The sequence below is a fragment of the Streptomyces sp. NPDC048424 genome (assembly GCF_040651555.1).
Taxonomy (GTDB): Bacteria; Actinomycetota; Actinomycetes; order Streptomycetales; family Streptomycetaceae; genus Streptomyces.
In genome coordinates this window covers 1-21,842 of the sequence record NZ_JBEZKE010000013.1, presented here as the reverse complement: position 1 = coordinate 21,842, position 21,842 = coordinate 1, and the positions used below count along the sequence as shown (strand labels likewise).

General features: G+C 73.8%; 19 protein-coding genes. 11 read left to right on the top strand and 8 right to left on the bottom strand.

Going from position 1 to position 21,842, the window contains the following annotated elements:
• Positions 1-24: 24 nt before the first annotated feature.
• Complete coding sequence (locus AB0D29_RS19795) at positions 25-1,287, top strand: MFS transporter (protein WP_362855712.1); 1,263 nt, start codon at positions 25-27, stop codon at positions 1,285-1,287.
• A gap of 59 nt (positions 1,288-1,346) precedes the next feature.
• On the opposite strand, the gene AB0D29_RS19790 is transcribed toward AB0D29_RS19795, so the two are convergent.
• Positions 1,347-2,573, bottom strand: a complete 1,227-nt coding sequence (locus AB0D29_RS19790; protein ID WP_362855710.1) for an amidohydrolase family protein — start codon at positions 2,571-2,573, stop codon at positions 1,347-1,349.
• 132 nt (positions 2,574-2,705) lie between these two features.
• Here AB0D29_RS19790 and AB0D29_RS19785 point away from each other — a divergent pair, with 132 nt between their 5' ends.
• The 4 genes from AB0D29_RS19785 (at position 2,706) to AB0D29_RS19770 (ending at position 8,008) form a co-directional block, all read left to right on the top strand.
• Positions 2,706-5,795 (top strand): BTAD domain-containing putative transcriptional regulator, encoded by a 3,090-nt coding sequence (locus AB0D29_RS19785; RefSeq protein WP_362855709.1) that lies wholly within the window; start codon positions 2,706-2,708, stop codon positions 5,793-5,795.
• Positions 5,796-5,967: 172 nt separating this feature from the next.
• Positions 5,968-6,180 (top strand): hypothetical protein, encoded by a 213-nt coding sequence (locus AB0D29_RS19780; RefSeq protein ID WP_362855708.1) that lies wholly within the window; start codon positions 5,968-5,970, stop codon positions 6,178-6,180.
• 181 nt (positions 6,181-6,361) lie between these two features.
• On the top strand, positions 6,362-7,090 hold the full coding sequence (locus AB0D29_RS19775) for a methyltransferase domain-containing protein (protein ID WP_362855707.1): 729 nt from the start codon (positions 6,362-6,364) through the stop codon (positions 7,088-7,090).
• A gap of 96 nt (positions 7,091-7,186) precedes the next feature.
• Entirely contained in the window at positions 7,187-8,008 is an 822-nt protein-coding gene (locus AB0D29_RS19770) for a hypothetical protein (protein ID WP_362855706.1), read from the top strand.
• Here the strand turns inward: AB0D29_RS19770 and AB0D29_RS19765 are convergent.
• Positions 8,005-9,615: a FadD3 family acyl-CoA ligase gene (locus tag AB0D29_RS19765; RefSeq protein ID WP_362855705.1), complete on the bottom strand. Its 1,611-nt coding sequence runs from the start codon at positions 9,613-9,615 to the stop codon at positions 8,005-8,007. The genes AB0D29_RS19770 and AB0D29_RS19765 overlap by 4 nt on opposite strands.
• Positions 9,616-9,709: 94 nt before the next feature.
• Between AB0D29_RS19765 and AB0D29_RS19760 the strand changes: the two genes are divergently transcribed.
• From AB0D29_RS19760 to AB0D29_RS19750, 3 genes are read left to right on the top strand one after another with little or no spacing between them, the layout of a single operon-like run.
• Positions 9,710-10,861 carry a lipid-transfer protein gene (locus tag AB0D29_RS19760; RefSeq protein ID WP_362855704.1) on the top strand — a complete coding sequence of 384 codons (1,152 nt, stop codon included), beginning with the start codon at positions 9,710-9,712 and terminating at the stop codon, positions 10,859-10,861.
• Positions 10,862-10,868: 7 nt separating this feature from the next.
• Complete coding sequence (locus AB0D29_RS19755) at positions 10,869-11,336, top strand: OB-fold domain-containing protein (protein ID WP_362855703.1); 468 nt, start codon at positions 10,869-10,871, stop codon at positions 11,334-11,336.
• Positions 11,333-12,109, top strand: coding sequence for an enoyl-CoA hydratase/isomerase family protein (locus tag AB0D29_RS19750; protein ID WP_362855702.1), 777 nt, complete (start codon positions 11,333-11,335; stop codon positions 12,107-12,109). Before AB0D29_RS19755 ends, AB0D29_RS19750 begins: the two co-directional genes overlap by 4 nt.
• 37 nt (positions 12,110-12,146) lie before the next feature.
• Here AB0D29_RS19750 and AB0D29_RS19745 read toward each other — a convergent pair whose 3' ends face one another.
• Positions 12,147-12,638: a hypothetical protein gene (locus AB0D29_RS19745; protein WP_362855701.1), complete on the bottom strand. Its 492-nt coding sequence runs from the start codon at positions 12,636-12,638 to the stop codon at positions 12,147-12,149.
• Positions 12,639-12,916: 278 nt separating this feature from the next.
• On the opposite strand from AB0D29_RS19745, the gene AB0D29_RS19740 reads away from it, so the two are divergent.
• Positions 12,917-13,387 carry a hypothetical protein gene (locus tag AB0D29_RS19740; protein WP_362855700.1) on the top strand — a complete coding sequence of 157 codons (471 nt, stop codon included), beginning with the start codon at positions 12,917-12,919 and terminating at the stop codon, positions 13,385-13,387.
• Between the two features lie 113 nt (positions 13,388-13,500).
• Here AB0D29_RS19740 and AB0D29_RS19735 read toward each other — a convergent pair whose 3' ends face one another.
• The 3 genes from AB0D29_RS19735 to AB0D29_RS19725 all read right to left on the bottom strand — a co-directional run bounded on the left by AB0D29_RS19735 (position 13,501) and on the right by AB0D29_RS19725 (position 17,457).
• Positions 13,501-13,998, bottom strand: a complete 498-nt coding sequence (locus tag AB0D29_RS19735) for a peptidylprolyl isomerase (RefSeq protein WP_362855699.1) — start codon at positions 13,996-13,998, stop codon at positions 13,501-13,503.
• A gap of 68 nt (positions 13,999-14,066) precedes the next feature.
• Entirely contained in the window at positions 14,067-16,469 is a 2,403-nt protein-coding gene (locus AB0D29_RS19730) for a PQQ-binding-like beta-propeller repeat protein (protein ID WP_362855698.1), read from the bottom strand.
• Between the two features lie 193 nt (positions 16,470-16,662).
• The gene (locus AB0D29_RS19725; RefSeq protein WP_362855696.1) at positions 16,663-17,457 is read right to left on the bottom strand and encodes a VOC family protein; all 795 of its coding nucleotides are present in this window, start codon (positions 17,455-17,457) and stop codon (positions 16,663-16,665) included.
• A gap of 296 nt (positions 17,458-17,753) precedes the next feature.
• Here AB0D29_RS19725 and AB0D29_RS19720 point away from each other — a divergent pair, with 296 nt between their 5' ends.
• Positions 17,754-18,401: a TetR family transcriptional regulator gene (locus AB0D29_RS19720; protein ID WP_362811166.1), complete on the top strand. Its 648-nt coding sequence runs from the start codon at positions 17,754-17,756 to the stop codon at positions 18,399-18,401.
• Positions 18,402-18,498: 97 nt separating this feature from the next.
• Here AB0D29_RS19720 and AB0D29_RS19715 read toward each other — a convergent pair whose 3' ends face one another.
• Positions 18,499-18,981: a nitroreductase family deazaflavin-dependent oxidoreductase gene (locus tag AB0D29_RS19715; RefSeq protein WP_362855695.1), complete on the bottom strand. Its 483-nt coding sequence runs from the start codon at positions 18,979-18,981 to the stop codon at positions 18,499-18,501.
• Complete coding sequence (locus AB0D29_RS19710; protein ID WP_362855693.1) at positions 18,981-20,261, bottom strand: acyl-CoA dehydrogenase family protein; 1,281 nt, start codon at positions 20,259-20,261, stop codon at positions 18,981-18,983. Before AB0D29_RS19710 ends, AB0D29_RS19715 begins: the two co-directional genes overlap by 1 nt.
• A gap of 211 nt (positions 20,262-20,472) precedes the next feature.
• Here AB0D29_RS19710 and AB0D29_RS19705 point away from each other — a divergent pair, with 211 nt between their 5' ends.
• The gene (locus tag AB0D29_RS19705) at positions 20,473-21,666 is read left to right on the top strand and encodes an acetyl-CoA acetyltransferase (RefSeq protein ID WP_362855691.1); all 1,194 of its coding nucleotides are present in this window, start codon (positions 20,473-20,475) and stop codon (positions 21,664-21,666) included.
• Positions 21,667-21,842 lie beyond the last annotated feature (176 nt).

Below are 21,842 nucleotides of genomic sequence, written 5' to 3'. Positions count from 1 at the left end.
CCTCCTCAGGCCGACGCTGGTGCGATGGGTGGTTGGGGAGCGGGACGGGTCCTGCGGGACCGCAATGCGGGGCTCTTTCTCGCCGGGGTGGTGGTGTCGGGGGTCGGCACGACCGCGATGTGGCTGGCGTCCGGGATCTGGGTGAAGTCGCTGACCGGTTCGGACGCCCTCGCGGCGCTGACGGTGTTCGCCCTGTGGGCGCCGGTGCTGGCCGGGCCGGCGCTGGGGGCGGTCGCCGACCGGCTGCCGCGGCGGGCCCTCCTGGTCGGCGCCTGCCTGGTGATGGCCGCGCTGCTGCCCGTACTGCTCCTGCTCGATTCGGCGGACCGGGTGTGGCTGCTGTTCGCCGTCCTGCTGGTGTACGGGGTCTGCGGCACGCTCCACGAGGCGGCGGAGGCGGCCCTGGTGCCGCAGGCCGTCGACGGCCGGCTGCTCGGGGACTTCAACGGGCTGCGGATGACGGCCAACGAGAGCGTGAAGCTGCTCGCGCCGCTGTTGGGCGCGGTCCTGTTCGTCCGGTACGGCGGGGCGTCCGTGGCCCTGCTCGACGCGGTGACGTTCGCCCTGGCCGCAGGGATCTTCGCCCTGCTGCGGGTGGGCGAGGAGAAACCGGAGCGGATCGCGGCGCCCGGCGGCTTCGCGGGGGTGCGGGAGGGCGGGCGGCACGTGTGGGGTTCGCCCGTGCTGCGGCCGCTGGTCCTGGCCGGCGCCGCGGTGATGTTCCTGGCCGGGCTGAACGGCGCGGTGATCTACGCGGTCGCCGACGGCGTGCTGGGGCACGCGCCCACCTACGTGGGGGTGCTGTACGCGGTGCAGGGCGCCGGTTCGGTCCTGAGCGGGCTGGTGGCGGGCCCGCTCCTGCGGCGGATGCCGGAGCGGGTGTTCACGGCCGCGGGAGCGGCCCTGTTCGCGCTGGGCGCCGGGGCCAGGGCACTGCCGTACGACGCGGCGGCCCTCGCGGGCAGCGCGGCGATCGGCGCGGGGCTGCCGTGCGTGCTGGTCGCCGCGCTGACCGCGGTGCAGCGCGAGGTCCCGAACGCCGTGCTGGGCCGCGCGGCCGCCACCGCCAACACCCTGATCTTCGTACCGAACGCGCTGGCCCTGGCGCTCGGAGCCGCGCTGGTGGCCGTCGTGGACGTACGGGTGCTGCTGCCGGTGCTCACGGCGGCGGGCCTGGCCGTGGCGCTGCTGCTAGTGGCGGCGCGGCCGGGGGCGGGGACGGGCGCGGGGCGGGGACCGGGGCCGCTCGGCGCCGGCACGCACCACGCGGGAGCCGGGCAACCGTAGGCGCGGCCCGCCGCCTTCCCCTGCTCCCCCGGCCGCCACCGGCCGCCCCCGGCCGTGGACTACGCCCCCGGGCCCGCCCACAGGCCGTCCGGGGTGAGCCCCAGCAGGTCGATCGCGTTGCCGCGCACGATGCGGTCCACCACGTCGGGTGCCAGGTGGCCCATCTGGGCCTCGCCGACCTCGCGGGACTTCGGCCAGGTCGAGTCGGAGTGGGGGTAGTCCGTCTCGTAGAGGACGTTGCCGACGCCGATCGAGTCGAGGTTCTTCAGGCCGAAGGCATCGTCGAAGAAGCAGCCGAAGACGTGCTCGGCGAAGAGCTCCGACGGCGGGCGCAGCACCTTGTCCGCGACGCCGCCCCAGCCCCGGTTCTCCTCCCAGACCACGTCGGCCCGTTCGAGGATGTACGGGATCCAGCCGATCTGGCCCTCCGCGTACATGATCTTCAGGTTGGGGAAGCGCTCGAACTTGCCGCTCATCAGCCAGTCGACCATCGAGAAGCAGCAGTTGGCGAAGGTGATGGTGGAGCCGACCGCCGGCGGTGCGTCCGCGGACGTGGACGGCATCCGGGAGGAGGAGCCGATGTGCATGGCGATGACCGTGCCGGTCTCGTTGCACGCCTCCAGGAAGGGGTCCCACTCGTCGGTGTGGATGGACGGCAGGCCCAGGTGCGGGGGTATCTCCGAGAAGGCGACCGCGCGCACGCCGCGCGCCGCGTTGCGGCGGACCTCCGCGGCGGCCAGGCGGGCGTCCCAGAGCGGGATCAGGGTGAGGGGGATGAGGCGGCCGCGGGCCTCGGGGCCGCACCACTCCTCCACCATCCAGTCGTTGTAGGCCCGTACGCCGAGCAGTCCCAGCTCACGGTCCTTGGCCTCGGTGAACGTCTGGCCGCAGAAGCGGGGGAAGGTCGGGAAGCACAGGGCCGACTGGACGTGGTTGACGTCCATGTCGGCGAGGCGGTCGGGAACCGAGAAGGACCCCGGGCGCATCTGCTCGTAGGTGATGACTTCCAGTTTGATCTCGTCGCGGTCGTACCCGACGGCCGTGTCGAGGCGGGTGAGCGGCCGGTGCAGGTCCTCGTACACCCACCAGTCGCCGATCGGGCCGTCGTCGCCCTTGGCCCCCATGACGGGGGCGAACTTGCCGCCGAGGAAGGTCATTTCCTTCAAGGGGGCGCGGACGACGCGGGGACCGGTGTCCTGGTACTTGGACGGGAGCCGGTCCCGCCAGACGTGGGGGGGCTCAACCGTGTGGTCGTCCACCGAGATGATCTTCGGGAAGGTCTCCATGGCTCATACCGTAGCGCCGATCTGACGAACCGTCAGCTAGTTGGTCTGTGATCGGCCATGGACGGGCTGACGTGTACGCGCAAGACAGGGCAGACTGACCCTTACACCGAACGGAAGGCAGGGGGACGACAGATGGACGGCGTACCGGCCATCCCGCACCCGCGGAAGCACCCCGAGGGAGCCCGGCCCACCACCACGTCCAAACGCCCGGCCCCGCGCCCGACCCCGGACGCCGCCACGGCCGCCACGGCCACCACCCCTTCCGCTCCGGCCACCCCTGGCGCTCCCGCCGCTCCGGCCACCACGGCCACCCCCGCCGAGTCCCGCTTCGCCGTCCTCGGCCCCGTCCGCGCCTGGCGCGGCGCCGAACCGCTGCCCTCCGGCACCCCCCAGCAGCGCGCCCTGCTCGCCGTCCTCCTGCTGCGCGACGGCCGCACCGCCACCGCGCCGGAGCTCATCGACGCCATCTGGGGCGAGGACCCGCCGCAACAGGCCCTGGCCACCATCCGCACGTACGCCTCCCGCCTGCGCAAGGTCGTCGCCCCCGGGCTGCTCGTCACCGAGTCCGGCGGCTACGCCATCCGGCTGCGCTCCGCCGCCACCCTCGACCTCGGCGTCGCCCGCAGCCTCGCCGCCGACGCCGACGCCGCCCGCGCCGCCGGCGACCGCACCCTCGCCCGTACGCTCCTCGCCCGCGCCCTCGACCTCTGGGACGGCGAACCCCTCGCCGGGGTCCCCGGCCCGCACGCCGAGACGGAGCGCACCCGGCTCGCCGAATGGCGCCTCCAGCTGCTGGAGACCCGGCTCGACCTCGACCTGGAGGTCGGCCACCACGCCGAGGCCGTCTCCGAGCTCACCGCCCTCACCGCCGCCCACCCGCTCCAGGAACGCCTGCGCGAGCTGCTCATGCTCGCCCTGTACCGCAGCGGCCGGCAGGCGGAGGCCCTCGCCGTCTACGCCGACACCCGACGCCTCCTCGCCGACGAGCTCGGCGTCGACCCGCGCCCCGAACTGGCCGCGCTCCAGCAGCGCATCCTGAACGCCGACGCCGATCTCGCCCGCGCGGAGGACCCGGCCCCGGCCGCCGCGACCGTCCACGTGAGGCCCGCCCAATTGCCAGCGACCGTGCCCGACTTCACCGGCCGCTCCAGCTTCGTCGACGAGCTCGGCGCCATCCTGTCCGGCGGCGCCCAGGACCAGGTCATGGCCGTCTCCGCGCTCGCCGGCATCGGCGGCGTCGGCAAGACCACCCTCGCCGTGCACGTCGCCCACGCCGCCCGCCCGCACTTCCCCGACGGCCAGCTCTACGTCGACCTCCAGGGCACCGAGGCCCGCCCCGCGGAACCGGAGGCCGTCCTCGGCTCCTTCCTGCGCGCGCTCGGCACCCCCGACACCGCCATCCCCGACTCCCCCGCCGACCGCGCCGCGCTCTACCGCTCCACCCTCGACGGCCGCCGCGTCCTGGTCCTGCTCGACAACGCCCGCGACGCCGCCCAGGTCCGCCCGCTGCTGCCGGGCACCGCCGGCTGCGCCGCCCTCGTCACCAGCCGCGTCCGCATGGCGGGCCTCGCAGGCGCCCATCTCGTCGACCTCGACGTGATGAGCCCCGAGGAAGCCCTCCAGCTCTTCACCCGGATCGTCGGCGAAGAGCGCGTGCGCGCCGAACGCCAGGCCGCCCTCGACGTCGTCGGCGCCTGCGGCTTCCTGCCGCTCGCCATCCGCATCGCCGCCTCCCGGCTCGCCGCCCGCCGCACCTGGACCGTCTCCGTCCTCGCCGCCAAGCTGGGCGACGAGCGCCGCCGCCTCGACGAGCTCCAGGCCGGCGACCTCGCCGTCAAAGCCACCTTCGAGCTCGGCTACGGCCAGCTGGAACCCGCCCAGCAGCGCGCCTTCCGCCTCCTCGGCCTCGCCGACGGCCCCGACATCTCCCTCTCGGCGGCGGCCGCCGTACTCGACCTCCCCGAGTACGACACCGAGGACCTCCTGGAAGCTTTAGTCGACTGCTCCCTGCTCGAATCCGCCGCCCCCGGCCGCTACCGGTTCCACGACCTCGTACGCCTCTACGCGCGTGCCTGCGCCGAACGCGACGAGCAGCCGCCCAGCGGGCGCGAGGCGGCCCTGGACCGGCTGCTGGACTTCTACCTGGCCACCGCCTCCGGGGTGTACGCCCTGGAACGCCCCGGCGACCGGCTGCCCGCGCACCTGTCCGACACCCACTACCCCGGGCTGGTCTTCGCCGAGTCGCGCGCCGCCCTGGACTGGCTGTACGCCGAGGCCGACCCGCTGCTGGCGTGCGTACGGCAGGCCGCCGTACGGGGCGGCGAGACGCTGGTCCTGCGGCGGGCCGTGGACCTGCTGTGGGCGGCGAAGGACCTGGCGGAGTCCGGGGCCAACTCCCGGCAGTACGAATCGGCCGCCGTCGCCCTGCGCGACGCCGCCCAGGCCGCCAAGGACCCGTACGCCGAGGGGCGCGCCCGCACCACCCTCACCAACGTCCACCTGGTCGCGGGCCGCTTCGCCGAAGCCGACGACGAGGCCGCCCGGGCCACCGTGCTCGCCCGTGAGGCAGGCGACCCGCTGCCCAGCTGCTGGGCGCCCAACGACCGCGGGATCATCGCCCTCTACCAGGGCCGGCACGCGGACGGCGAGCGCTACCTGCTGGAGGCCATCGAGGGCTTCCGCGCCGACGCCAACAACGTCGGCGAGGCCAGCGCCCTGTGCAACCTCTCCCGCATCCACGTGGAACTGGGCCGCCTCTCCAGCGCCATAGACCTCGCCCAGCAGGGCATCGCCATCTACGACCGGATGGGCCTGACCCTGCGCCTGGCCAACGGCCGCTACGCGCTGGGCATCGCGCTCACCCAGGCCGGCCGGCTCGGCGAGGCCCTCGCCCAGCTCACCGAGGCGCTGTCCCTCTTCCACGAGAACCGGCAGCCGCTGTGGGAGGGCGTGACCCACTTCCGGCTCGCCGTGGCCCACTTGGCGGCGCGCCGGCCCACCCTGGCCGCCTCGCACGCCGAGCAGGCGATCGCCCTGCGCGGCATCGGCGGGGAGTGGCGCCGGGCCACCGTGCTGACGGTGCTGGGCAAGGCGCTGCGGCGGCTGGGCCAGACGGACCGGGCGCGGGCGTGCTGGCGCGACGCGGAGGCCGTCTTCCGGCAGCTGGGGTCCGCTGAACTGGCCGAGGTGCAGGCCCTGCTAGCCTCGGAGATCGCGGCCTGACCTGCGACGACGCCCGTTGAACGAGGCGTTCATCGTTCGTTTATCGCCGCTCGGCACGATAGGTGCATCGACCCGGCGCGTCGGGGGGCACCCGGGTCGGTTGGAGGACTACCCGCTCGGCGGTCATCGGGGGAATCGCCGAGCGGGCCCCACCCATCCACCAGGAGAACCGATGACGACGAACGAGAACATCCTGCCGACCGACGGCGACGGCAAGTCGCTCGACAACCACGCCCCGGGCGTCGACGTCGAGACCCTGGACAACCACGCTTCGGGCATCGAGATCAAGCCGCTCGACCCGACTCCCGCTCCGGTTCCCGCTCCGCCGACGCCGGCCGAGGAGATCCAGACGCTGGACAACCACGCGTCCGGCCCGCGCCCGTAACACGCACGCGGCACGACGCAGGACGCAGACGCACCACGCAAGAACGCAAGACGTACGGGGGATTCAACGGGGGAACGGCGGTCGCGGTGGCCCGGAGGGGGAGCCACCGCGACCGCCGCACGCGTGCGTCCGGGGTCCGCGGGTCCGCACCGGGCTGCGGGCCGCGGCATACGCTGGGGGTGTGTTTTCCTCCCACGGGCCGAGCGTCCGCGAACTCGCCGTGCAGGGCCTCTCCTCGATCGAGCGGGGCTACGACCTGCTGGCGCCGAAGTTCGACCACACGCCCTTCCGCACCCCCGACCGGATGCTCGACGCCGTGGAGGAGACCCTCGCCCAGCGGGAGGGCTCCTTCGGCGCCGGGCTCGACGTCTGCTGCGGCACCGGCGCCGCGATCGGCATGCTGCGCAGGCTCTGCCGGGACCGCGTGACCGGGGTGGACCTCAGCGCCGGCATGCTGGCCGAGGCCGGGCGCGCCCACCCGGACGAGCGCGTGGACTTCGTACGGGCCGACGCGCGGGCGCTGCCGCCCGCGCTCGGGGACTCGTACGACCTGGCGGTCAGCTTCGGCGCCTTCGGCCACTTCCTCCCGGCCGAGCGGCCCGCCCTCTTCTCCGGGGTGCACCGCGCCCTGCGCCCCGGCGGGGTCTTCGCCTTCCCGATCGGCGCCCCGATCCCGGCGAGCTCCCCGGTGTGGTGGGTGGCGGCGGGCTTCGACGCCGCGATGCGGGTGCGCAACGCGGTGTGGCGGCCGTCGTTCGTCATGTACTACCGGACCTTCCCGCTCAGCGGGGTCCGCCGCGACCTGGAGGCCGCCGGCTTCACCGTGGAGACCGTGCCGCTGGAGCACTTCGGGCGGCAGAACGGGGGCGCCCCCCGCTGGCGGCTGGTACTGGCCCGCCGCCCTACCTAGCGGAATCGCTGCGTCACCACCGGTGCACGCGACACAATCGGCGAGGGTCCGTCAGGCAGCGCGCTACCGCACCACCCTCACCCTTTGGAGCAGCCGGTGTCGTCGCAGGAAATGCCCATAACGATCACCCCTCAGCAGGCCTCCCACGGGGTGATCCTCCCCGTTCTGTTGCCGTCCGGCCCGGCCCGGCTGCGCATCCCGTCCTGCCGCAACGGCGACCTCGTCCGGGCCCGCGTCGGGGACCAGGAGTTACTGCTGCGCATCCGCGTCTCGAGGGCCGACGCGGAGACCTCGGTGGGAACCGGAGCGGCAGCCGGGGTGGGAGCCGCGTTCGCGACCGGTGCCGTCGGCGCGACCAGCAGTGCGGGCGCGGGCGCGCCGCAGCCCGGCCAGTCCTCCCTGGCGAACGGCCGCGGCTGCCTCGCGGCGTTGCTGGTCGCCGCCGTGATCGTCGTCGTCTTCATCGCGGTGAACAACGACCACGACGACAACGGCAAGAACTCCGCCTCCCCCACCCCGACCTATTCGACCGGCGCGCTGTCCCCTCCCTCCTCCACGCCGTGGTCCGCGGAGCCCACCACCGCCCCGAACCCCGCGCCCACCCCGTACAGCGCGGCACCCGCTCCGGCTCCGGAACCCACCCCGGAGCCGAGCCCCTTCGACCGGGGCACCTGCCTCAACGGCCAGTTGCCGGACTCGACGACCCCGAAGACCGTCACCGGCGTGGACGAGGTCTCCTGCTCGGCGTCCGACGCGCACTACAAGGTGATCGAGAGCATCCCCGGCACCTCGGACATGGACCGCTGCAACTCCAATCCCAAGACGCAGTACGCGTTCTCCTACCGCTACACGCGGGGCGCCACCGTCCTCAACCAGTACGTGTACTGCCTGATCGGCCTCGGCTCGTACGCCCGCTAGCGGGCCCGCAGCTCGCGCTTGAGCACCTTGCCGCTCGCGTTGCGCGGCAGCTCTGAGACGAACTCCACCGCCCGCGGCACCTTGTAGTTGGCCATCTCCCGCCGGGACCAGGCGATCAGGTCGTCGGCGGTGAGCGTGGAGCCGGGGCGGCGGACCGCGTACGCCTTGCCGACCTCGCCCAGGCGCGGATCGGGGATCCCGACGACCGCGATGTCGGCGATGTCCGGGTGCAGGCCGAGGAGTTGCTCGATCTCGGCGGGGTAGGCGTTGAAGCCGCCGACGATGAACATGTCCTTGATCCGGTCGGTGATGCGCAGGTTGCCGTGCGCGTCCTTGAACCCGACGTCGCCGGTGTGCAGCCAGCCGTCCCGGGTGATCGCCCTGGCGCTCTCGTCGGGGTCCTCGAAGTAGCCCTGCATGACGTGGTAGCCGCGGACCAGGATCTCGCCGGCCTCGCCCGTCGGCCGCGCCGTCCCGTCCGCGCCGACGATCATCACCTCGGTGTCCGGGATGGCCCGTCCGGAGGTCTCGGAGATGATCTCCGCGGGGTCGCCCCGCCGGCACATGGTGACGATGCCGCTGGCCTCGGAGAGCCCGTACGCGGTGAGGACGGTGGCGATGTGCAGCTCGCCGCGCAGCCGTTCGACGAGCCTGAGCGGGACCACGGCGGCGCCGGTGACGACCAGGCGCAGGGCGGAGAGGTCGTGCTGGTCGCGGTGCGGGTGGTCGAGGAGGGACTGGTGGAGGGTGGGCGGCCCGGGGAGTACGGAGATCCGCTCGGCGGCGACGTTGGCGAGGACGGTGTCCACGTTGAACACGGGCTGCGGGACCATCGTGGCCCCGCGCATCAGGCAGGCGATGATCCCGGCCTTGTAGCCGAAGGTGTGGAAGAAGGGGTTCACGATCAGGTAGCGGTCGCCCTCGCGCAGTCCGGCGAGCTCGCACCACACGTCGTAGCAGCGCAGGGACTGGGCGTGGGTGATGACGGCGCCCTTGGGACTGCCGGTGGTGCCGGAGGTGAAGATGATGTCGGAGGGGGCGTCGGAGGGGATGGACGCGGCACGTTCGCGGACCGCTCCGGCCGGTACGCGGTCCCCGCCCGCGAGGAAGTCCTTCCAGGTGCGGAAGGACTCGGGGGCATCCTCGGCGAGGACGACGACCTGTTCCAGGTGCGGCAGTCCGCGCAGCGGCCCGGAGCCGGGGCCCTCGCCGGCGGCCCGGCGCAGGGAGGCGACGTAGGAGGTGCCGAGGAAGGTGCCGGTGACGAAGAGCAGCCGGGCCCGGCTGCGCCGGAGGACGTACGCCGCCTCCGCGCCCTTGAAGCGGGTGTTGAGGGGCACGAGCACCGCGCCCGCCGAGACGGCCCCGAGCGCGGAGACGATCCACTCCAGGGTGTTGGGGGCCCAGACGGCGACCCTGTCGCCGGGCTCGACCCCGGCGGCGATGCAGGCGGCCGCGGCGCGCTCGACGCGCTCGCCGAGCTGCGCGTAGCTGATGCGGACGCGGCCGTCGACGACGGCCTCCTGGTCGGCGTACCGTACCGCTGCCGCCCGGACGAGCCCCGCGATGCTGCCCCAGCGCAGGTCTGCGCGTGCGTCGTCGCCCATGCGTGTCATCCTCCCGCGAACCCAGTAGCTGACTATCCGTCAGATTAGCTGTAGCCTTCGCGGCTGTCAGTACTGGCGCACCCCGGAGGTGGCGATGGCGGCAACGCTCAAGGACGCTACGGCGATAGTGGGCATCGGGCAGACCGCCTTTGCCAGACAACTGCCGCAGTCCGAAAAGGAACTGGCCTGCCGGGCGATCCTGGCCGCGCTCGCCGACGCCGGCATCGACCCCTCCGAGGTCGACGCCTTCTCCTCCTACACCATGGAGGAGACCGACGAGGTCGAGGTCGCCAAGGCCATCGGCGCCGGCGACGTCACCTTCTTCTCCAAGATCGGCTACGGCGGCGGCGGTTCCTGCGCCACCGTCGGCCACCTCGCCTCCGCCGTCGCCACCGGCCAGGCCACCGTCGGCGTCGCCTGGCGCTCCCGCAAACGCGGCTCCGGCCCGCGCCCCTGGAAGAACACGGCCGTCCAGCTGCCCACCCCCGGCCAGTGGACCCGCCCCTTCGGGCTGCTGCGCCCCGCCGACGAGATCGGCATGCTGGCCCGCCGCTACATGCACGAGTACGGCGCCACCCGCGACCACCTCTTCAACGTGGCCATGGCCTGCCGCAACCGGGCCAACGCCAACCCGGCCGCGATGATGTACGAACGCCCGCTGACCCGCGAGATGTACATGACCTCCCGCATGATCAGCGACCCGCTCTGCCTCTTCGACAACTGCCTGGAGACCGACGGGGCACTGGCCTGCGTGATCGTCTCCGCCGAGCGGGCCCGCGACTGCCGCCAGAAGCCCGTCTACGTCCACTCCGTCGCCCAGGGCCTGCCCTCCCAGCACCACGGCATGGTCAACTACTGGAACGACGACCCGCTCTCCGGGCCCGCCTGGACCGCCGCCCGCCACCTGTGGAAGCAGGCCGACTTCGGGCCGCAGGACGTGGACGTCGCCCAGATCTACGACGCCTTCACCCCGCTGATCCCGCTCTCGCTGGAGGGCTACGGCTTCTGCGGACGCGGCGAGGGCGCCGCCTTCACCGAGGGCGGGGCCCTGGAGATGGGCGGCCGGCTCCCCATCAACACCGGGGGCGGCGGTCTGTCCGAGGCCTACGTGCACGGCTTCAACCTGATCAACGAGGGCGTCAAGCAGCTGCGCGGCATCTCCACCGCCCAAGTGCCGGACGCCGCGACCTGCCTGGTGACGGCGGGCGAGGGTGTCCCGACGTCCGCGATCCTGCTGAGGAGCTGACCGACCGATGACCACCACATCCGAAGCCGCCGCCGAGGCCGCGGCCGAACTGCTCCTGCCGGTCCCCGACGAGGACGGCGCCCCCTTCTGGGAGTACGCCGCACAGGGCGAGCTCCGCGTCCAGGCCTGCGCCTCCTGCGGGCGGCTGCGCTTCCCGCCCCGCCCCTGCTGCCCGCACTGCAGGTCCTTCGACAGCGAGTGGCGCCGGATGAGCGGCCGCGGCCGGATCTGGTCCTACGTCCGGCCGCATCCGCCACTGCTGCCCGCGTACGCCGCGCAGGCCCCGTACAACGTGGTCCTCGTGGAGCTCGCCGACGCCCCGCACATCCGGCTCGCCGGGAACCTGGTGACCTCGGCCGACGCCCCGCTGGACTCGATGGACCCGGCCCGGCTGCGCATCGGCGCGCGGGTACAGGTGGCCTTCACCGAGATCGGCGGGATGGCCGTGCCGCGCTGGCTGCTGGAGAAGTCGTGACCGTACGGGTGGAGCGGGACAAGGCGACCGGGGTCGCGGTCGTCACCCTGGACCGGGAGCGCAAGCACAATGCCATCGACCTGGCGACGGCGGACGAACTGAGCGCGGTGTGGCGGGAGTTCCGGTTCGCCGAGGAGGTGCGGGCGGTGGTGCTCACGGGCGCCGGGACGGCCGCCTTCTGCACCGGCATCGACCGCGCCGTGGAGGTGCCGCAGCCCGGGTCCCCGTACTCGACCGACGACCCGCTGATCGCGATCGGCCCGAAGGCGGGCGACCTGTGGAAGCCGGTGGTCGCCGCCGTCAACGGCATGGCCTGCGGCGGGGCCTTCTACCTGCTGGGCGAGGCGGAGTTCCTGATCGCCTCCGATACGGCGACGTTCTTCGACCCGCACACGACGTACGGCATGGTCAGTGCCTACGAGGCCGTCTACATGGCGCAGCGCATGCCCTTCGGGGAGGCCGCCCGGATGTCCCTGATGGGCACGGCGGAACGGCTCTCTGCGCGCCGGGCCCACGAGATCGGGCTCGTCTCGGAGCTGACCGCGCCCGACGGGCTGCTCCCGGCGGCCCTGCGGGCGGCGGAGACCCTGGCCGGCTTCCCGACGGAGGCCGTACAGGGCACCGTACGGGCGCTGTGGTCGGCGAAGCAGGCCGCGCTCCAGCAGGCCCTGGCCCAGGCCCCGGCGCTGATCGCGCTGGGGAACCTGGCACCGGAGCGGCAGGCGGAGCTGTTCACGGCGCGGCGCGGGGCGGCGGAGCCGCGGGTGCGGTGAGGGCGGGCGGGGCGGGCCGGGCCGGGCCGGGCGTGGCCTACGCCCGATCCACCGCTCCCACCAGGCAGTTCTTCACCTCGGCGGCCTTGCCCGGGGCTGTCATCGGGACCACGACGGTCCGGCTCTCGCGCGCCTTGAGCGTGACCTTCACGGAGCCGGCGTCGACGGTCGCACCGTTCGCACCGCTGTAGGTCACCGGCACCCGCACGGTGCGCTCGGTGTCCACGGTGGAGGTGACCTGGACGGTCGCCCCCTTGCCGTCCGCGCCGACGCAGCTGACGAGCACGGCCCGCGCGGGCGCCGACGTCGCGCTCGCCGAGGGCGTCGGGCTGCTGCTGCTCCCGTTGCCGTGGCCCTTCTTCTTCTTGCTCTTGGAGCTGGAGCAGCCGCCCCCGCTGCTGCTGCTCTTGCTCTTGCTCTTGCCGCTGCTCCCGCTGCTGCTGCTTCCGCCGTGCGACGAGAACCCGGTCAGTGCGAACACGACGGCCACGAGCACCGCGGTGAACCTGATACGACGCCCAGCCACCATGGCCAGATCTCCTCCCCCTGGGCAACGGCGGGCCACGCTACCAGCCGAAGCGCGCCACGTAAGGGGGGCGTAAGGACTCCGTCCGACCGTCCCCGCATGCGCGCCACAGGCGCCGGGCGTAGCGACCGCTCCTCAACGCACCCCTCGCACCCCTCGGCCCCAGGGGGCCTCAGCGGCTTCGGGCCGCTGGGCCGGACTCCGTCCGACCGCCCCCGCATGCGCGCCACAGGCGCCGGGCGTAGCGTCGGGATCGAGACCCCTCTCTCGAAGGGCCGGGCATGATCCGCAACCTACTCGGCTCGCTGATGGGTCTGATCGGAGCGGCGGCCGCCGTCTGGAGCCCCTTCCGTGCCTGGTACGACGGCCGTCACGGACGGGACTACCGCGTCCAGGAGCTCTTCACCGCCGCCGGGATCACCGATCACAAGGCCGCCCTGCTGGGCTCGCTCCTGCTCCCCTTCGTCTTCGCGGCCGCCCTGACGCTGGCCGCGGTCGTGCTCCGCTCGCGCCTGCTCATGGCGCTGGCCGGGGTCATCGTCCTCGGCTTCGCCGTCCTGTGGACGGTCCGCCAGGGCCAGGCCGCCGGAAGCCTCTCGGTGGGCGGTGACGGCCAGGGCCTCGGTGACGGCCTCGCCAACGCCTACGGCGCCGGCGCGCTGATCCTCCTGGGCGCCGCCGTCATGCGCGGCCGCCCCCCGCGCCGCACCCGCCCCGGCCCCGCACCCGGCCCCCCGGCGAACGAGCTGTGACGGCCGCCGCCCGGAACCACCCGTAGCCCGGACGGCCGGCACGGCGTGGACATGGCGGCGGCCCCGGCCCCCGGGTGGGGGCGGGGCCGGCCGGCCGGGCGGGAGGGTGCTGATCAGGCCTTGACGACGCCCGAGGACGCGATCTCGATCTTGCCCTTGGGGGCGCCGGACTGGGTGCCCAGGGCCTCGATCTGGTCCACGAGCTCCTTGCCCTCGACGACCTCGCCGAAGACGACGTGCTTGCCGTCGAGCCACGAGGTGACGACCGTGGTGATGAAGAACTGCGAGCCGTTGGTGTTGCGGCCGGCGTTCGCCATCGACAGGAGGTACGGGCGGTCGTGCTTCAGCTGGAAGTTCTCGTCCTCGAACTTCTCGCCGTAGATGGACTTGCCGCCGGTGCCGTTGTGGTTGGTGAAGTCACCGCCCTGCAGCATGAACTGGGGGATGACGCGGTGGAAGCCCGAGCCGGCGTAGCCGTAGTCGTTCTGGCCGGTGCACAGCTCGCGGAAGTTGCGCGCCGTCTTCGGGACGACCTCGTCGAAGAGGGCGAAGACGATGCGGCCGGCGGGGGCGCCGTTGATGGTGATGTCGAAGTAGACGTTGTCGCTCATGGGGTCCATCCTGTCACTCCCGGTGCGGTGCGCTACCCGGCGGGGCCGCAGCCCCGCCTCCGGGCAGGTCAGCCGCTGGTCCGGGTGCCCGTCCCCTTCGCCGCGTCCAGGGCGTACACGCAGCGGTCCTTGCTGCACGCGTACACCACGCCCGCCTCCGCCACCGGCGCGCCGGTGATCTCGCCGCCCGTGGCCAGCTTCCAGCGGAGCTGACCGCCCGCCGCGTCCAGGGTGTAGAGGCAGTGGTCGGCGGAGCCGAAGTGCACGCGGCCGTCCGCGACCGCCGGCAGGCCGGTGATCTCGCCGCCCGCCGCGAACCGCCACTTCGGGGTGCCGGTGACCGCGTCGAGCGTGTAGAGCGCGCTGCCCGCGCCCAGGTGCACGTTGCCGTTCGCGACGACCACCGGGTCCGAGGACTGCCGGGACTCGGTCGCGATCCGCCAGCGGTCGTGGCCGGTCGCCGCGTCGAGGGCGTAGACGGTGCCCAGGTAGTCCACGAGGTAGACCCCGCCGCCGGTGACGGCCGCGCCGGGGGCGAAGGCCGGGGCGGCCAGGAAGACCGCGGGGGCCTCGAAGTGCCAGCGGACCCGGCCCGAGGCCCGGTCCACGGAGAGCACCCGGGTGCCGGCCGCGATGTAGACGTTGCCGTCGGGGGCGGGGGTGACCCGCACGGGCACGTTCCCGCAGGAGGCCGCGTCGCCGACCGGGTACGACCAGGACTCGCGGCCGCTGCGGGCGTCGAGCGCGCGCAGCCGGGCGTCCTGCCACACGTACACGGTGCCGTCGTGCAGGACGGGGGCCGCCTCCGGGGTCTCGAAGTCGCTCTGGGCTCCGGTCAGCTCCCACAGCTTCTGGCCGCTGGACGCCTCCCAGCCCTGTACGCCGCCGCCGCGGGTGGCGGTGACGACCGTGCCGCGGTCGGCGCGCAGCGCGTACACCCAGGCGTCGGCGGACAGCCGCCACCGCTCGGAGCCGTCGGAGGCGTCGAGCGCGTAGAGGGAGGGGCCGTCGGAGGCGTGGATCCGGCCGTCGGAGACGGCCATGGACCAGGCCACGTCGCGGGTCTTGAACTGGCGGCGGCCGCTCGCCACGTCCAGCGCGTGGACCTCGAAGGAGGTGACGTAGAGCAGGTTGCCGGCGACGGTCGGGGTGCCCCAGACCTCGTTGGACATGCGGAAGCGCCACGGGCGCCAGCGGCCGCTGTCCGGGGCCGGGCCCGTGCTCGGGCTCGGTACCGCCACCGCGGAGGGGGTGACGGCGACCGCGCCGCCGGGCGGGCGGACCCAGCCGGTCGCCGAGTCCGCGACGGGGGCGTGCGCGGACGCGGAGCCCGCGCGCGGCCCGGGCCCGATCGGCACGGGCGAGCCGCCCAGGCGCACCGGCTCGCCGGAGGGCGCCGGGGACATCGGCGGGCGGTGCGGGCGCTGCGGTACGGCCTGCCCGGTGCGCGGGTCCACCCACGGGTCGGCGCCACCGCGCTGGCGGCGGTGCGTGGCGCCCGCGGAGGCGGGGCCGCCGGAGCCGGCGTCCCGGCCGGGGCCGGGGGCGGGTGCGGGCACCACCGCGGCGGGCGTGCGGTTGCCCGCGCGCCGGGCCTCGATCATCGCGACGGCCCGCGCGGGCAGCCACGCCGACGCGGTGCCGCTGTCGTCTCCGCCGTCGAACAGGTGCGGGGCCAGCTGCGCCTGCAGGTCGGCCGGGGTCGGCCGCTGCGTGGCGTCCATCTGCATGCAGGAGTCGATCAGCGGCCGCAGCTCCTCGGGGAGCCCCTCCAGGTTGGGTCCCTCGCGCAGCAGCATGAAGACCGTCTCCACCGGGTTCGCCCCGTGGTACGGCGGGTGCCCGGTGGCGGCGAAGACGAGGGTGGAGCCGAGCGAGAAGACGTCGCTGGCGCCCTTGACGCTGCGCGAGTCCTTCGCCTGCTCGGGCGACATGTAGGCGGGGGTGCCGACGGCGACGTTCGTCATGGTCAGGCGGGTGTTGGAGACCCCGCTCGCGATGCCGAAGTCGATCACGCGCGGGCCGTCCTCGACGACGAGCACGTTGGACGGCTTCAGGTCGCGGTGCACGAGGCCGGCGCCGTGGATGGACTGCAGGGCCTCGGCGATGCCGGCCGCGAGCCACCGTACGGCCTGGGCGGGCATGGGCCCGCACTCGTTGACGATCTCCTCCAGGGAGGGCGCCGGGACGTATGCGGTGGCCAGCCACGGCACGGCGGCGCGCGGGTCGGCGTCGACCACGGCCGCGGTGTAGAAGCCGGACACGGCGCGGGCCGCCTCCACCTCGCGGGTGAAGCGGACCCGGAACAGCTGGTCCTCGGCGAGCTCGGTGCGCACCGTCTTGATCGCGACCCGCCGTCCGGACGCGGACCGCGCGAGATAGACCAGCCCCATGCCGCCGGCGCCGAGCCGTCCCAGCACCTCGAAGGGGCCGATCCGTCTCGGGTCGTGCTGCGTCAGCTGCTCCACCACTCGCCTCCACACCTCCCCGTACGGGCCCTCGCCGGGCCCGCTTCCACCGGCACGGGGCCCTGGGCCCCGTGCAGCGTCTCACTCCGGGCGCCGCCCGGGTCGCGCAACCCCGATTCTGTCAGGCCCGGGCCGGGTCCGGCCCCGGCACGTCGGGCAGCGCGGTGTGATCTGCTCGGCGAAGGGGCCGCGGGGCCTACGCGTCCGGCTTCGTCCGGGGCTCCGACAGCAGCCCGAAGACCGCCCCCTGGTTGTCGGCGACGACCGCGATCCGCCCGTACGGGGTGTCGAAGGGGTCGGCGGTGATCCGGCCGCCGAGCCGCTGGACCATCGCGACGGACTGGTCGCAGTCCGGGACCGCGAAGTAGGCGAGGAAGTGCGCGGGCATGATCTCCGGGAAGGCGTCGGTGATCAGGCTGCGCCCGAGGACGGCGGTGTCGGTGCCGGGCGCCCCGCCGGGCGGGGACCAGATGCGGTACTCGACTCCGGCGTCGTCCTGGTCCTGCGGGACGTAGCCGAAGACCTTGGCGTAGAAGACGTCGACGGCGTCGCGGGCCCGCGTGTAGACCTCGCTCCAGCAGTACGTGTACGGCTCCTGCTGGGCCTCGAAGCCGTGGTGGGTGCCGGGCTGCCACAGGCCGAAGACGGCCCCGCCGGGGTCGGCGGCCATCGCGGCGGTGCCGTACGGGCCCACCGGCATCGGGTCCATCACCATCTGGCCGCCGGCGGCGCGGATGCGCTGGGCACAGGCGTAGGCGTCGGTCGTGTAGAGGTAGACCCCCCAGACGGTGGGCATCCGGCCGTCCGGTTTGGGGGCGAGGGCGGCGACGTTGCGGCCGCGGCTGTAGGCCTGCGTGTAGTGGCCGTACTCGGCGCCCGCACTGTCCGCGAAGGTCCACCCGAACAGCTCGCCGTAGAAGCGCTTGCCCGCCTCGACGTCCGGAAGCGAGGCGTCCACCCAGCAGGGTGCGCCTTCCGCGAATGCGGCCATGGGCCCGGTTCCTTCCGTTGTGCGGGGGTGTGTACCCTCCCAACCCTCTCAGCCATGATCCGTCCGAAAACTTGTCCACAGCCTGTTGATAAGACTATTCGGGGGAAACCTCGCGGATCAGGGCGACACGCCCGGGCCGCGACCACGGGGCGCACCCGGGGCGCGCCCGGGCCCGGGCCGTCCGGAAATCCGCCACCGAGACGCTTCGGACCGCCTCCCACCCAGGCCAGGGACCCCGTAACCCCATTTGCAGGCGGCCGAATAGCGCGCCGATCACCCCTCGGTAAGCTGACGGCATGACAGGACAAGTACGCACCGTCGACGGGCGTGTCGCCGGCCGGCGCGGCCAGGCGACGCGGCAGAAGCTGCTCGACTGCCTCAGCGAGATGCTCAGCTCCTCGCCGTACCGCGACGTCAAAGTGATCGACGTCGCCCGCAAGGCCGGTACCTCCCCCGCGACCTTCTACCAGTACTTCCCGGACGTCGAGGGCGCCGTCCTGGAGATCGCCGAACAAATGGCCACCGAGGGCGCGCAGTTGACGTCGCTCGTCGAGGGCCGGACCTGGGTCGGCAAGTCCGGTTGGTCCGCCGCCGAGGAACTCGTCGAGGGTTTCCTGGAGTTCTGGCGCCGCAACGACGCGATCCTGCGGGTCGTCGACCTCGGTGCGGCCGAGGGCGACAAGCGCTTCTACAAGATCCGCATGAAGATCCTGAACTCGGTCACCAACTCCCTGACGGAGTCGATGAAGGAGCTCCAGGCCAAGGGCAAGGTCGACAAGGACGTCAGCCCCGCGGCGATGGCCGGTTCGCTGGTCGCGATGTTGGCCGCGGTCGCCTCGCACCAGAAGGGCTTCCAGACCTGGGGTGTCAAGCAGGCCGAGCTCAAGCCGAACCTGGCGCTGCTCGTCCACCTCGGCATCACGGGCAAGAAGCCGACCAAGTAACGGCGGATCCCTTCCGGGGTCCGCCGCCTTGGGCGGCCTCGCGTCGCCGGCACCTCCCGTGCCCGTGCTTCGCGCGGGCGTGCACGACCGCCTGGGATCAGCGGCGCTCCAGGCGGAACAACCGGATCTCGCGCTCGATGCGCGCCTGGTACGTCGCGTACGGCGGCCAGAACCCCAGCACCGCCTGCCATGCCGCCGCGCGTTCCTCCCCCGCCAGCAGCCGGGCCCGTACGGGAATGTCCCGGCCTTGCCAACTCACGTCCGCGTCCGGGTGCTTGAGCAGATTCCCGGTCCATGCCGGGTGCCCGGGCCGGCCGAAGTTGGAGCCGATCAGGACCCAGCTCGTGCCGCCGTTCTCCGGCATGCAGGCGAGCGGGGTGGTGCGCGGCTCGCCCGTCTTGGCGCCCTTGGCGGTGAGGATCACGCCCGGCAGCATCTGGGCGCTGAGCATGACCTTGCCTCGGGTGAGCTTGTGCACCGCCTTGTCCAGGGCGGGGATGAAGTGCGGTGCGATCTTGGCGAAGAGCATGGTCGAGGAGACCTTCTGCATCAGCTTGACGCCGGGTGCCACGGGAGCCATCAGACGGCCACCTTCTCTTGGGCGGGCGGGACGGGCGGGGCGGGCGGGACGGGGGGAGCGGCCGTGGCGGGAGCCGGGGCCGGGGCCACCGGCGGCGCGGCAGGGTCCGCGGCCGGGGCCGCGAACAGGCCCGCGCGGTCCGCGGCGTGCGCCCGCAGCCGGTGCACCGGGCCGAAGAGCAGTTCGTCGGCGGCCGCGCGCTTGAAGTAGAGGTGTGCGTCGTGTTCCCAGGTGAAGCCGATGCCGCCGTGCAGCTGGATCGCCTCGCCGGCGGTCACCCGCAGGGCTTCCAGCGCCTGGGCGAGGGCGAGGCCACCCTGGTCCGGGTCCCAGGCGGCGTAGTAGGCGGCCGAGCGGGCCGCCTGCACCTGTACGTAGAGGTCGGCGAGCCGGTGCTTGACCGCCTGGAAGGAGCCGATCGCCCGGCCGAACTGCTCGCGCTGGCGTACGTACTCGACGGTGCGGGCGAGGGCCTGCCCGGCTGCGCCGACCGCCTCGGCGGCGAGCACGGCGGATGCGGTGCGTCCGGTGGCGGCGAGGGCGCCCACCACGTCGCCCTCCTCGCCGCCCAGCAACTCGGCGGGGACGTAGCGCAGTTGGATCCTGGCCTGCGGGCGGGTCTCGTCCAGGACGGCCTGCCGGGACCGTACGAGCCCGGGCGCGTCCTCCCGTACGAGGAACAGCAGCGTACGGCTGCGGGCGAAGCCCCCGGTGTGCGCCGCGACCAGCAACAGCGGGGCGCTGTGCCCGTCGAGCACCTGGGCGGCCTCCCCGTACAGCCGCCAGCCCGTCCCCGCGGCGTCGGCGCGGGCCTGGATCCCGCCCGCGCGGCCGCCGCCGGACCAGTGCCCGGCGCTGTCGTCGCCGGTCAGCGCGAGTGCGGTGGCCAGCGCCGGGCCCGGTACGGCGAGGGCGGCGGTCAGCCCGCCGGCCGCGAGCGGCGGGAGCAGCGCGGAGCGCTGGGCGTCGGTGCCGAGGGCGGTGATCAGGGGCGCGCAGAGTGCGGCGGTGGCCAGCAGCGGCGAGGGCAGCAGCGCCCGCCCGGTCTCCTCGCAGGCCAGGGCCAGGTCGGCGGCGGTGCAGCCGACGCCGCCGTACTCCTCGGCGATGGCGAGGCCGGGCAGCCCGAGCCGCTCGGCGAGCTGCTGCCACAGCTCGCGGTCGTGTCCGGCGGCGGTGCCGACCGCGGCCTTGACCTCGTCGGGGCCGCAGCGTTTGCCCAGGATCTCGCGCAGGGTGCGGCGTATCTCGGCCTGCTCCGCGGTGAAGGCGGCATCCATCGTCTGGCTCCTCCTGGGGGCACCGCCCGGCGGCGGCCGGGGGCGTATCTGACGGGCCGTCATGTTAGGCCCGGCGGCGGCAGATGCACAGGGGGCGGCGAGGGCGGGTTGCGGGCGCCGGCGACGCCGGGAGCGGGGGCGGAGGAGGGCCCGACCCTCTAGCATCTGACGATACGTCAGATATACCGTCCTTCCCATGCCTGGACTTCCCATGCCTGGACTCACGCCCGCAACCGCCTCCCGCGCCCGCCGGAGGGTCGCGGTGGTCGGCGTCGCCCTCTCGGACTGCGGCCGGGTGGACGGCCCCACCCCGTACGCCCTGCACGCGCAGGCCGCCCGGCGCGCCCTGGCCGACTCCGGCCTGGACCGCTCCGTCATCGACGGCCTCGCCTCCGCCGGCCTCGGCACGCTCGCGCCCGTCGAGGTGGCCGAGTACCTCGGCCTGCGCCCCACCTGGGTCGACTCCACCTCGGTGGGCGGCTCGACCTGGGAGGTCATGGCCGCCCACGCGGCGGACGCCATCGCCGCGGGACACGCCAACGCCGTCCTGCTGGTCTACGGTTCCACCGCGCGCGCCGACATCAAGGCGCGCCGGCGCACCTCGAACCTCTCGTTCGGCGCGCGGGGACCGCTCCAGTTCGAGGTCCCGTACGGACACACGCTGATCTCCAAGTACGCGATGGCCGCCCGCCGGCACATGCACGAGTACGGGACCACGCTGGAGCAGCTCGCCGCGGTCGCCGTACAGGCCCGGGCGAACGCGGCGACCAACCCGGACGCGATGTTCCGGGACCCGATCACCGTGGACGAGGTCCTGTCCTCCGACATGATCGCGGACCCCTTCACGAAGCTGCACTGCTGCATCCGCTCGGACGGCGGCTGCGCGGTGCTGCTGGCGGCGGAGGACTACGTGCCGGACACGGCGAAGGAGCCGGTCTGGATCCTGGGTTCGGGCACGTCGGTCTCCCACACCACGATGTCGGAGTGGGAGGACTTCACGGTCTCGCCGGCGGCGGTCTCGGGCCGCATCGCCTTCGAGCGGGCCGGCCTCACCCCGGCGGACGTGGACCTCGCGGAGATCTACGACGCCTTCACCTACATGACCCTGGTGACCCTGGAGGACCTCGGCTTCTGCGCGAAGGGCGAGGGCGGGGCGTTCGTGGAGAAGGGCCGGCTGCTGCGCGACGGGGAACTCCCCGTCAACACCGACGGCGGCGGCCTCTCGGCCTGCCACCCCGGCATGCGCGGCCTGTTCCTGCTGGTCGAGGCGGTCCGCCAACTCCGCGGCGAGGCGGGCCCGGGCCAGGTCACCAAACCCGACGGCAGCCTCCCGCGGGTCGCCCTCGCCTCGGGCACGGGCGGCTGGTTCTGCTCATCGGGCACGGTCCTGCTGGGGCGGGGGTGAGGGGGTCGGGTGACTGCGGGTTGCCTCCGGCGGTTCGGCAGGGGTGAGCCGGTCGGCTGCGCCGCTCGGGCCGGGTACGGCGGGGGCCGGTTGTGACGGGGCCGGGCGCGCGCCGGGGTGTCTCCTCGGACGTCGAACGTGTCGGGAGGTCGGAGAGCTCGGCGGCAGTGCGTTCG